9 protein-coding genes are annotated in these 12,878 nt (G+C 28.1%); 6 read left to right on the top strand and 3 right to left on the bottom strand.

Going from position 1 to position 12,878, the window contains the following annotated elements; all coding sequences use genetic code 11:
* Window positions 1-42: 42 nt before the first annotated feature.
* Window positions 43-2,037, bottom strand: a complete 1,995-nt coding sequence (locus tag Q6H37_RS15685) for a methyl-accepting chemotaxis protein (RefSeq protein WP_318733806.1) — start codon at window positions 2,035-2,037, stop codon at window positions 43-45.
* A 342-nt stretch (window positions 2,038-2,379) separates the two neighbouring features.
* Window positions 2,380-3,366, bottom strand: coding sequence for a UDP-glucose 4-epimerase GalE (gene galE, locus Q6H37_RS15680; RefSeq protein WP_318733804.1), 987 nt, complete (start codon window positions 3,364-3,366; stop codon window positions 2,380-2,382).
* Between the two features lie 819 nt (window positions 3,367-4,185).
* On the opposite strand from galE, the gene Q6H37_RS15675 reads away from it, so the two are divergent.
* The 6 genes from Q6H37_RS15675 to Q6H37_RS15650 all read left to right on the top strand — a co-directional run bounded on the left by Q6H37_RS15675 (window position 4,186) and on the right by Q6H37_RS15650 (window position 10,838).
* Entirely contained in the window at window positions 4,186-5,874 is a 1,689-nt protein-coding gene (locus tag Q6H37_RS15675) for a methyl-accepting chemotaxis protein (RefSeq protein WP_318733802.1), read from the top strand.
* Entirely contained in the window at window positions 5,871-8,210 is a 2,340-nt protein-coding gene (locus Q6H37_RS15670) for a response regulator (RefSeq protein ID WP_318733800.1), read from the top strand. The genes Q6H37_RS15675 and Q6H37_RS15670 overlap by 4 nt, the downstream gene beginning before the upstream one ends.
* 30 nt (window positions 8,211-8,240) lie before the next feature.
* Entirely contained in the window at window positions 8,241-8,633 is a 393-nt protein-coding gene (locus tag Q6H37_RS15665; RefSeq protein WP_318733798.1) for a response regulator, read from the top strand.
* A 17-nt stretch (window positions 8,634-8,650) separates the two neighbouring features.
* Window positions 8,651-9,004, top strand: coding sequence for a response regulator (locus Q6H37_RS15660; RefSeq protein ID WP_318733796.1), 354 nt, complete (start codon window positions 8,651-8,653; stop codon window positions 9,002-9,004).
* Between the two features lie 295 nt (window positions 9,005-9,299).
* Window positions 9,300-9,740 (top strand): hypothetical protein, encoded by a 441-nt coding sequence (locus Q6H37_RS15655; protein ID WP_318733794.1) that lies wholly within the window; start codon window positions 9,300-9,302, stop codon window positions 9,738-9,740.
* A gap of 99 nt (window positions 9,741-9,839) precedes the next feature.
* Entirely contained in the window at window positions 9,840-10,838 is a 999-nt protein-coding gene (locus Q6H37_RS15650) for a metallophosphoesterase family protein (protein ID WP_318733792.1), read from the top strand.
* 79 nt (window positions 10,839-10,917) lie between these two features.
* Here the strand turns inward: Q6H37_RS15650 and Q6H37_RS15645 are convergent, their stop codons facing one another.
* A complete protein-coding gene (locus Q6H37_RS15645; protein ID WP_318733790.1) occupies window positions 10,918-12,690 on the bottom strand; it encodes an HD domain-containing phosphohydrolase in 1,773 nt (590 codons plus the stop codon).
* Window positions 12,691-12,878 lie beyond the last annotated feature (188 nt).

Here is a 12,878-nt window from a genome sequence, read left to right as displayed (position 1 = left end):
AAAAAGGCTATCTTAAAAATCATTTTTAAGATAGCCTTTACCTTATAGTTTAAATTTAGCAACTATTTCATTTAAACTATTTGTAATATTTTTTAGCTCTTCCATATTAGAAGATATAATTTCCATAGCACTAGATTGTTCTTCCATGGATGCTGAAACTTCTTCAGTAGAAGCAGCAGCTTCTTCAGATATTACAGATATACCTTCAATGGATTTAATGGCAATTTCTTTATTTTCTTCAACTTCATTAATTTCAGATGTAAGTTCTTCAATATATGTTATCATTTTGTTTATTGAATCTTCAATTGTTTTAAATGATTTTTCAGATTCAGCCATAGAATTATTAGCTTCTTTGATTATTTTTTCAGCATTTACCATGTTTAATTGAGTTGAATTAATTTCGTCTAAAATTTCCTTTATCATATTAGAAATTTCTTTTGTAGAAGCAGCCGTTTCTTCAGATAAATTTCTAACTTCATCTGCAACCACTGCAAATCCTTTTCCAGATTCTCCAGCCCTTGCAGCTTCAATAGCAGCATTTAAAGCTAACAAATTTGTTTGTTCAGCTATGGATTCTATGGTATTTACTATAGCACCAATAGATTCGGATTTTTTAGATAAAATATTAATATTTTTGGCTACCTTTTGGCTAGCATCATTATTTTGTTCCAATTTAGAAGATAAATCTAAAATGGAAGACATGCCTTTTTTATTAACATCATTAGTTAAATATGAATATTTTTTTACTTCATTAGTTTTTAATACTATAGCATTTATTTTGTTTGCTAAGTTATTTAACTTTTTAAGTCCTATTTCTGATTCTTTTGCCTGTTCAACTGAACCTTCGGCTAATTGACTCGTAGCTTTAGCTACATCTGTAATGGACATAACTGTTTGTTCTACAGAAGAGGATACATTGTTTGAGTATTTTAATATGTTATCTGAACTATTTTTTAAATCTTCAACAATTTTTCTTAGTTCTTGTTTTAAATTTAATACAGAATGAGCAATAATACCTATTTCATCTTTATATTTTAATGCCTTATTGCACTCATCATCATCATTTTCAAAATCAAAATTTTTTAATTTATTGATATCCTTTGTTATTAAGGATATAGGGCCAGCTAGTTTGCTGCTGAGATATGAAGCAAATATTAAAGAAAAAATTAAAGATACTATTAATATAATAACAGCATATACAACTAAAGAATTTAGAGGTTTGTTAAATTCTTTAGTAGGTATAGCAAATCCTATAATCCAGTTTGAAGCTTTTACCTTTGATGACACAAAATATCTATTTGTACCATCATAATCTTTTAAGACAAAGGAGGTTTTAGAAGTAATTGACATATATTTGCCATCAAATACATTACTTAAATTTTTAAGTTCTTTATCTTTAGGTTGAAAATCCTTATTTGGATGAATAATAATATTATTGCTTGAATCCATTAAGTAAGGATAACTATTATTTATAGGTGAAGCTTTTTTTATTGTATCTGTAAGGAGGTCTAAATTAATATCTGTACTAATAACACCTATTACTTGTCCGTTTTTTGTTACAGGTTTAGCTATGGAAACTACCATTTTTTTTGTAGTTTGATCCAAGAATGGTGGTGTATAAATTAGACCATTCTTTTCCATGGCCAATTTGTACCAGCTTCTTTGAGTACAGTCATAATCTGCAGGAGGATTCCAACCAGAACCATCTATCATTTTTTTGTTTGTCATTCCAATATAAATATCAGTAATATTAGAATTTAATTTTAATTTAGATTGAAGATAATTTGATATGCTGTTTTCATCAAAATTACCTAGATTTTCTATTGCATAGTCAGTTTCGTCAAGTATTTTTGCTTGTCCATCAAGCCATCCGTTGATTAATTCTGAATACTTTTCAGAAGCAATTAATGCTTGATCACTTGATTGTTTAGTAATGGTCTTATATGATATAGCATAGCTTACTATAGAGGAAATCAAAATAAGTATAATACATGTTGAAGAAATTGCTAGAATTAGTTTTGATCTTATACTTTTCATAATATATCTCCTTTCTATGGGGCTAATGTCAATTAAATTAAAAAGTTGGAACTTACTAGTAATTTCGTTAATAATAGCAGAAACTTGATGAAAATTAACAAAATAGTGTGAATTTGCTGAATATACTACTTGGTTTAAAAATAGAACTAGAGGAGAATGAAATTTTAACTTAGTATAATAAGCATATTGTGATACAATTTTTTTGAGAGGACAATTGACAGATGACAGAGGACAGTGAAGGTGAGTTTTCTTCCACTGTCCCCTGTCAATTGTTCTCTGTCCTCTAAAAAGAGGATGTAATGTAATTTACAGTTAAACTTTAATATAAATATTTTAACAAAGTTACTTTTCGTAACCATTCAAGTGATTTTTATGCCACTTCCATGCAGTTTCTATTATAGTTTCAAGAGAGTTGAATTTAGGTTCCCAATCCAGTTCTTTTATAGCTTTTTCAGAGGATGCTATTAAAGTAGCAGGGTCTCCTGCACGCCTTGCAGTAATTTCAGCCTTAATATTTATACCTGTCACTTTCCTTGCTACATCCACAACTTCTTTAACAGAGAAACCTTTTCCATTACCTAAATTATAAATTTTACTTTCTCCGCCATTTTTAAGCCTTTTTAAAGCTAATAAGTGGGCAGAAGCAAGATCTGATACATGAACATAGTCTCTTACACAGGTACCATCCTCAGTGTTATAATCATCTCCAAAGATCATTATTTTTTCTCTTTTACCTAAAGCAGCTTGTAAAATTATAGGAATAAGATGACTTTCAGGTTTGTGATCTTCTCCAATCTTTCCATTTATATGAGCACCACAAGCATTAAAATATCTTAATGCAGTATATTTTATGCCATAAGCTTTATCACACCATTTTAGTATTTTTTCTACTGCAAGCTTTGATTCACCATAAGGATTTGTTGGAAAAGTTTTATCTTGTTCCAATATAGGTATATTTTCAGGTTCACCATAAGTTGCAGCTGTGGATGAAAATACAATATATTTAATATTATGCTTATTCATAGCTTCTAAAAGCTTTATAGTAGAACCAATATTATTGTCAAAATATTTTAATGGATTTTCTACACTTTCACCTACTAGAGAATTTGCTGCAAAATCTATAACAGCGTCAATTTTATTTTCAGTAAAAACTTTATCTAAAATTTCATTATCTTTTAAATCTCCAATATAAAGTTTTCCACCTAAAAGTGAATCCTTATGGCCTGTTTGAAGATTGTCAAGTATAACAACCTCATGACCATTTTCTAGTAAATAAGCAACCATGTGGCTGCCTATATAACCAGCACCACCACAAACTAATATGTTCATAATAAAAGACCTCCTATATATAAGATAAGTTTTAGAATTAAGATTGCAAATATCTATTTGATCAAGTGATTCTTAGACTCAGGTGGAGTTTGCCTGTGAGGAATACATCTCTACATCTGAATCTTAGAAGAACTTATCTAGGCGCTTAGCAGTGCTTATCTCCCAATTAAGTAGAGAGCCAAAATCTATGATTTTGTGCGAATCACTTACTCCTTTGACAATAGGAGAAGGAGTTTCATACAAAAAAGTGGGGGTATTAGCAATGGTAGCGATCGGATAAAAGCTTAATTCTTTACATGATGTATTTTTTCTATATAAAAATAATTTTTTAAGTATAGTATAACTTAATATTAATTCAGTAGCAATATATAGAAAAATTTAATACTATATGTTATTGTAAGTGAATTTTTAAGAATTTGTTATCTACGTTAATTTACTAATTAACTTATATAACATCAAAAATTGACAACATATTCCCAGCATAGTATAATTATAGCCAATAAGTAAACATTCGCTCCTAATGAATAAAGTATATGTAAAACTAATTGACACACAAAGAATAAATATCAAAACTCTTAAAAATAAGTAGCTAATTGCTAATACAAGCTTTATGATAAAGAGTTATTAATTGAGAATTCATTTCAAAAGTGTTTAATTTATGCAGTCTGTTCAGAATGTTGTGGAATTAACCAAGAATAATTATAATAAGCCAAAAGTAATGGCTGATAAAGGGTGATATGATATTATTCTGAACATTTGATCAATACAACGATTTTAAAGGAAATGTTTAATGATATTTAACAATGAGGGGGATGAAAAATGAAATGGTTTTACAATTTAAAAATAAAAGTTAAGATTATTTTGTATTTTGTTATGCTTGTAATTTTCATTGGAGTGGTTGGAATTATTGGTATTACCAATATGAAGAACATTAACAGCAGAAGTGAAGACATGTATAAAAACAATTTACTCCAAGTACAGAATATTCAAAATGTACAGAAAGATTTATTTATTATCCGTTCAGATTATTTGTCAATGTTGTATGAAAAAGACAACTCCAAGTTACAACAAAGGATAAATGATATTCAAAAGTTAATAGAAGAATGTAATCAAATACAAAAAGATTATGAGCCAACTATCGAATCTTCAGAGGAAAGAAATTTATTCAATTCTTTAAAAAATAATTTTACTACATATAAAAATACATTAGATGAACATATAAACTTAATGAAGGCAGGCAACTATTTAGAAGTAAGTTCTAAAATGAGTCAACTTGCAAGTTTGAGAGAAAAAAGCGATCAATCAATTCAAGATTTGATAAGTTTAAATAAGAAAAATGCGGAAACAAAAAATGCAATAAATATTGCAAGCTATAAAACTCAATCTATAATTATGATTATAGTCATAATGGTGGGAGCTGTACTTGCAGTGGTTATAGGTTTGTTATTTGCCAATATGATAAGTAAACCTTTAAATCAAATTGTAAATGCTGCTAATAGTATAGCCAAAGGAGACTTGGATGTATATGTAAATGTAGATACTAAGGATGAAATAGGTATATTAGCAGATGCTTTTATGAAAATGTCAATTAATATTAATGAAGCTATGTCAAATATAAATGCTGCAGCAGAAGAAGTAGCAGCAGGAGCAAAGCAAGCATCTGATTCAAGTATTGCACTTTCTCAAGGAAGTACTGAACAAGCAAGCTCAATTGAACAGCTAACTGCTTCCATGGAAGAAATATCATCGCAAACAAGTGAAAATAATAATAGTGCAGGTAAAGCCAATGAACTTGCATATACTACAAAAGAAAATGCAATTAAAGGTAATGAACACATGAAGGAAATGTTAAAGTCCATGGAAGATATTAATGAATCATCTTCAAACATTTCAAAGATTATTAAGGTTATAGATGAAATTGCATTCCAAACTAATATACTTGCTCTTAATGCTGCAGTTGAAGCTGCAAGAGCTGGACAGCATGGAAAAGGTTTTGCAGTAGTTGCAGAAGAAGTAAGAAATTTAGCTGAACGTTCTGCTAATGCAGCTAAAGAAACTACAAATATGATTGAAGGTTCCATTAAAAAAGTTGAAAGTGGTACCAAAATAGCATCTGAAACAGCGTCAGCATTAAGTGAAATAGTTAAAGATGTTTCAGAAGTAGCAGAACTTGTAAAAAGTATAGCTCAAGCATCAAATGAACAAGCATTGGGCATTGAACAAATTAATCAAGGAATTATGCAGGTATCCGATGTAGTTCAAACAAATTCTGCAACTTCTGAAGAAATTGCAGCGGCAAGTGAAGAACTTTATGGGCAAGCTGAAATGTTAAAAGAAGAAGTGGAAAGATTTAAATTGAAGAAAATAGATAATTATTATGGTAAAACAGAAAAATTTAGTCCTGAAGTATTAGAACTTTTAAAAAAAGTAAATGAAAGCAAAAGATATAGCAAAAACAATTCGCCTAGAATTGCTTTAACTGACAAAGAATTGGAGCTAAATAAATGATTAAAAATAGTATTTTAGATAATAATAATTCATTTTTAATTAATGCGTTATCTTGTATGGCTGATGGTGTAATTGTTGTTGATATGGATGGAAAAATTGCGTTTTTAAATTCAGCAGCAGAAGGAATAACAGGTTGGTCATTACAGGAAGCAGAAAATGAAAGTTTTAATACTATTTTTCCTTTAATAAATATTAGTACAGGTGAAAAAGTTAAAAGTCCAATTGACAATGTAATTAAATTAGGAAAGTCAGTTGGGCTTACCAAAAATTCAGGGCTAATAACAAAGGATAATAGAAAAAAGTATATTTCAGCTAATAGTTCACCTATAAAAGATGACTTAGGAAACTTCATTGGAATAGTTGTAGTTTTTAGAGATATTACAAGAATTAGAAGTATTGAATTAGAATTAATAAACAAGGAGCATGGATTTAAAGCGTTATTTAACTCTGTACCTGTAGGGGTAGTAATTCTTGATGAAGATGGAATAGTTTATGCAGTAAATAATTGTGTGTTAAAATTTTTAAACATTAAAAAAACACAAATTATTGGAAAAGCAGTTGGAAATGGTTTTTGCTGCAAAAATAGTTTTGATGATAAAAGAGGTTGTGGTCATGGAGAAAATTGTAAAAGTTGTAGTTTAAGAAAAGCAATAACCTTTGCTGAAAAGTTTAATATTTCTACAAATATGGAGTTTAATAATGTAGTAATAATAGAAAATAAAGAAATTGAGGTATGGCTTAAATTAAGTATAACTCCTGTATATTTTGGTGAAAAAAGGGTGGTTGTTGCTGTATTAATGGACATAAAAGATAGAAAAAATAAGGAAATAGAACTTAGAAAGGCAAAAGAAGAAGCTGAAGCAGCTAGTAAAGCTAAAAGTGAATTCTTGGCAAATATGAGTCATGAAATTAGAACACCTCTTAATGGATTAGTTGGTATGGTAGATTTGACTCTTCTAACTGATTTAAATTGTGAGCAAAAAGAAAATTTAATGACAGCTAAGTCTTGTACAAATTCTTTACTAAAGGTTATTAATGATATATTAGATTTTTCAAAACTTGAAGCTGGAAAATTAGTTATAGAAAATATTAATTTTGATATTAAAAATCTTATAGAGGAAATAATAAAAGCTAATTCTTCAACTGCACTTGATAAACAAATTGAATTAAATTACACATTTTCTTCTACTATACCTCAGTTTCTTTTAGGAGATCCAAATAGATTAAAGCAGGTGCTAAATAATTTAATTAGTAATGCAATAAAATTTACGGAACATGGGGAAATTTCATTAAAAGTAAAGAATATAGAAACTATTGATGAACATGTTAAGTTAGAATTTAGTGTAACTGATACAGGTATTGGTATATCGGAAGAGAATATAAACACAATATTTGAAAGCTTTAGTCAAGTAGATAGTTCATCAACAAGAACAGTAGGTGGAACAGGATTAGGACTTGCCATATCTAAACAGCTTACTGAGATAATGGGTGGAAATTTGTTGGTTAAAAGTAAACTTGGACAAGGAAGTAGCTTCTATTTTGTTTTAATGTTCCCTGTTGGTAAAGAATTGAAAAAAGACATAAAACAGACTTTTAAGATAAATAAAGTAACTGAAAATTTAAATATATTGCTTGTAGAAGATGATAAGTTGAATCAACAAGTTATAGGACGAATGTTAAAAGAAAGAGGATACATTGTTGATATTGCAGGCAATGGTTTAGAAGCAATAAAAATGTATGAAAATAAAAAATATGATATAATACTCATGGATATCCAAATGCCGGTAATGAATGGTATAGAAGCTACGAAAATAATAAGGGAGAAAGAAATTGAAAATCATATACCAATTATAGCTATTACTGCATATGCTTTAAAGGGTGATAAGGAAAGGTTTTTATCAAAGGGTATGGATGATTATATACCAAAACCTGTAAAGATGGATAAGCTATTTAATGTGATTGAGAGTCATGCTGTAAGTAGCAAGGAAGAAAATTTGAAAAATTTTAGTATAAGATTTGATGAAAATGGAGAAGTTGAGTTTTTTAATGATGAAAGTAGAATTCTTAATAAAGAAAAACCAATTCTTATGAAAGAATTATCATATTCCATAGAAGAACTCAATAAGGCTCTGCAGGAAAAACAATTGTCTTCTATTGAAAGGTTAGCAAATAAAATAAAAAGTTTATCTGATGAAATAAATATATATGAATTAAAGGATATTTCCTTTAAAGTGGAGCTTTCTGCAAGACGTGGAAATCTCAATGAAGCTGTCTATTATGCTAAAAAAGTGAGTGAAGAATTTGAAATTCTTAAAAAGTCAATTTTAGATATTTAAAAATAAAGTACAGTAAAGGGGGGTACTACTATGAGAATATTAATTGCAGAAGATGATTTGGCTAGCAGAAGATTTTTGTTGAAGTTTCTTTCACAGTATGGGGAATGTGATATTGTAGTAGATGGTATAGAAACTTTAGATGCTTATTTAATGGCTGTTAAAGAAAATAATCCTTATGATCTTATTTGTCTTGATATAATGATGCCTAAGGTAGATGGAGTAAAGGCACTTAAGGCTATTAGAGAATTTGAGGATGATAGAGGGATTATTCCTGAAAAAAGAGCAAAAATAATAATGACAACAGCTCTTATGGATACGGAGTATGTTCACAAAGCTTTCGAACTAGGTTGTGAAGCATATGCTGCTAAACCTATAGATACAAATAAGTTAGTTGAAGTAATGAAAAAATTAGAATTAATATAATAAAGAGGTGGACTTTTATGAAAAAGGTTTTAATTGTAGATGATGCAATGTTTATGCGTGTTGCACTCAAAACGATGCTTGAGAAAAATGGATATGAAGTTGTAGGTGAAGCTGAAGATGGAGCTGATGCTATAAGTAAGTATTCAATATTGAAACCAGATATAGTAACAATGGATATTACTATGCCTAAAATGGATGGTGTAGAAGCATTGACTGAAATAAAAAAGAAAGATCCTAATTGTAAGATTGTTATGATTTCTGCTTTAGGACAAGAAACCTGGGTTAAAAAAGCTATTATAATTGGAGCAAAGGGGTTTATAGTTAAGCCTTTTAAGGAAGAACATGTTATTAAAACTTTAAGCAAGCTGTAACTAATATTGCATTTAAACAATTTAATAAAATATAATTTAAATTAAAAAACTATGAAATGCAGGGTTAATCCTTGAATTTTATAGCTTTTTTTTATATAATATTTACTTTCAAAATTGATAGAAAAACAATTTATTGAACATATATTTTGAAATAATTACTTGTTATGTTGAAATCAGAAAGTTTGGAAAATAAGTACTTTAAAACCAATATTTATTATGTTAAAATTATATAAACTAGATAAATAAGCTTTGCTTCATTGAAATTAAATACATTGGCTAATAGGGGGAATTAGTAATGAATAAGCAAATATTAATTTCAAATGTTATATTAAAGCTAGATAAGCTAGGAATAAAGTATTCATTAGGACAAGAAACGGATTTATCAATAAATTGTGATTTTATAAATAAGATATGGAAAATCGGTATTGAAAATATAAACTACTCTGCATTTGTATACTTTGATGAAGAAAATAAAACCGTTTTTATGTGGGAAATGATTAAAGATAATAGTTCTGGATTTTCATTTGATTGTGATACTGGAACCTCTTTTCAATCAGGTACTGCAATTTTTAGACAAGTTAAGACATTTCCTTATGATGAAAATGGGAAATACCATGAATATATTCTTGATTTAAGTGAGATAGCTAAAAGTTTTAAGGAAATAGCTGAAGAAAGTGGATGGAAATTTAAGAGGGTAATAAGAAAAAAGAAAGCTTTGTATTTACAAGCAGTATAGCATGCAAGAATTAAGAAATAAGAAAATGTAGTTTTATGTATTATAATGTGATATTATAATATCAATGAATTTTATAGAATAATAGGTGATTTATATAGTATGAAAAAATTAAAATTAACTACATTAATATTAGCAGTAATAATTTTAGCTATTTCCTTATTTGTATATAAAAATAGAACTATTAATAGAGGATCACTCAATTCTAAAAAAATAGTAAGTAGTGTAGATAAAGAACCAATTGAGAAAAAAGATGAACTTAATTTTTCTGTTCTTGGAGATGTACATGGAGATGTTCGTAAGCTGAAAATTGCTATTGATGATTTGCATGGCATAAATAATGATATGGATGCAATGGTATTTAATGGTGATAATGTAGATCAAGGGATAAAAAGTCAGTATGATATAATGAAAAATACTTTGGATAAAAAAGCAAATATATTACCTAAGACTATAATTAAAAATATTGGTAACCATGAGTATTTTGATTATGCAAGAGGCAGAAACAATTCTGAAGATGTTGAAAAACTTAAAAATATGTATTTGGATTTTGCAGGAGAAAAGTCTATATATCATGATAAGTGGATTAATGGATATCATTTTATATCGCTTGGATCAGAATCTGGCAACACAGGAAAACCAGGTTCAGCAGTAAATGCTTTTTTATCAGAAAATCAATTAGATTGGTTGCAGCAGAAGTTATCTGAAAAGCATGAAAAAGGTAAGCCTATTTTTATATTCTTACATCAGCATTTAAGCACTAGCATAGCAGGTTGGATTGGAATAGAACAAAGAGATGAGCTTAGTGAAATTTTGTCAAAATACCCTGAAGCCATTTTGTTTACATCACATACACATGTTTTGCTGAGTATAGATAATGTAAAGGCTAATGGAACATTTATGACAGTTCATACAGGAGCTGTTCATTATGATATATTGCCAGAAGAAGGTTATAAAATTAAAAGACTTTATAATGAAAGTCAAGGATTGTATGTGGAAGTGCATGGAGACAAAGTATTAATAAAAGGCAGGGATTTTGCAAAAAAATCCTGGATATTTTCAAAAGAAATTGATACTAAAGGTAAATTAGCTTTAAAGTAAAAAGCTTTGTAAATAAAAAAGATGTTTGATCCTTTTAGCATATTTATGCATTGTGGAAAAACCATCTTCTTTATTTATGTTAATGAATATTATTTTGTTCTAAAATTTTTATAAATTCTTTTACAATAGTTGGATCAAATTGAGTACCTGAGTTTTTTTTAATTATTTCAATGGCTTGTTCTTTTGTAAATGCTTTTCTATAAGGTTTTTCATTTATTAGTGTAACATATGTATCAGCTAGAGAAATAATTCTTGATTGTATTGGAATTTTATCTCCTTTTAGCCCTCTAGGATATCCTTTGCCATCCCAGCGTTCATGATGATCAAGTACATATTCAGATACCTTTGCCATGTTATTAACTGAGTTTAATATATGATATCCTGTTTCAGGATGATGTTGTATTTCAAATCGCTCTAAATTAGTTAACTTTTCAGGCTTATTCAGAATGTTTTCATCCAAAGATATATTTCCTATATCGTGAAGTAATGCTGCTGTTCTTAAATCTTCAATATCATTGTCAGCTAAATTTAGATGTTTACCCACTATTTGGCAAAGATTACTTATTTTTAAATAATAATCTTCAATTCCTTTGAATTTTTGACACATGGTATCAATTATTATGTTTATAATATTTAGTTTTATATTTTGACTTTCACATAATTTTTGCTTGTACATGTTTTTTTCTGCCTTCTTAAAGATATTTGCAATTTTATTGCTACCTATATTTTTACATGCGCATCCAAAAGAAATTGACAAATTAATAGATCCCACTTTTTCAAAATAAGTTGATTTTTTCATTTTTTCTACTAATAGTTCAGCTCCCCTTAGATTAGTTTTAGGAAGTAGTATGGCAAATTCATCACCACCAATTCTTGCAATAACATCATTAGCTTTGCATGCTTTTTTCATTACATAAGCAGCCTTTTGTAAAAGTTTATCACCAACTAAATGTCCAAAAGCATCATTTGCCAATTTTAGGCCATTAACATCTGCAATAATAAATCCTAAAGGATAATTTTCTTCAATGTCCATTCTTTCTAGTGCATTTTCAAAAAATCTGCGATTATGAAGTTTAGTTAATTGATCATGAAAGCTTAAGTATTGAATTTTCTCATTTTTTCTCTTTTTTTCTGCAATATCTCTAAATACAACTATCATTCCAATTATAAAACCATTGCTATTTTTAATTGGTGACGCACTATCTTCAATAGGAATTTCAGTTCCTTCCTTAGATATTAATAAAGCATTGAAATTAAGTTGAGTAGCTTTTTTGGTAGTAAACACGGTTTTTAGTGGACTTTCACATTTTTCTCTGGTTTTTTCATTTATAATATTAAAAATTTCATCAAATGGTTTACCTAAAACCTCATTTTGTTTCCATCCTAAAAGTTTTTCAGCAACTGTATTAATTAGCCTTATATTTCCATTGTCGTCTGTTGATATTACACCATCTCCAGCGGATATTAGAGTAGTGTAAAGTAACTCTTTTTCTTCCTCCATGGCATTTGCTTGATCAGCAGCAATTTTTAGAGGAAAAATTATATTTTTTGATATAATGTAGGTAATTATAATGGATAGAAAAATGTATAATATAGATAAAATAAGAAAAAGAATTATGTTTTTAATTAGTTCATTATGTTTTAATGCTTTTTCTTTAGCAAGTATCATATCCATATCATATTGCCGTTTAGAAGCATAGTTTTTTCTTATTTTTGTATCTAATAAATTAATTTCTCTATTATTTGATATAATTTCATTATGTAGTGAAACTAAGCCTAGGATTGATATCATAGTAAGTATTATAAGTGATAAAATAAACATTTTTACTTTTATCTTAAAGCTATTCAACATCTTTAGCACTCCTATCATATTTGGTATTAATTAAGTGAAAAATAACCCTTATATAACAATATTTTACTATGAAATTGGACATATTAAAAGTAAAAAAATCCAATTAAAGGGGTAAGTTTTTATTACTACATATTACAGAGTAAATATTTGCTTTAAATTTAATTTATCCATTGACAGAGTAATAAAAG

This window comes from Clostridium sp. JS66 (genome assembly GCF_033561535.1).
GTDB classification, from domain to species: Bacteria; Bacillota; Clostridia; order Clostridiales; family Clostridiaceae; genus Clostridium_AM; species Clostridium_AM carboxidivorans.
Note: the sequence above shows the minus strand (reverse complement) of the source record. Positions and strands in the feature narration are given on the sequence as shown.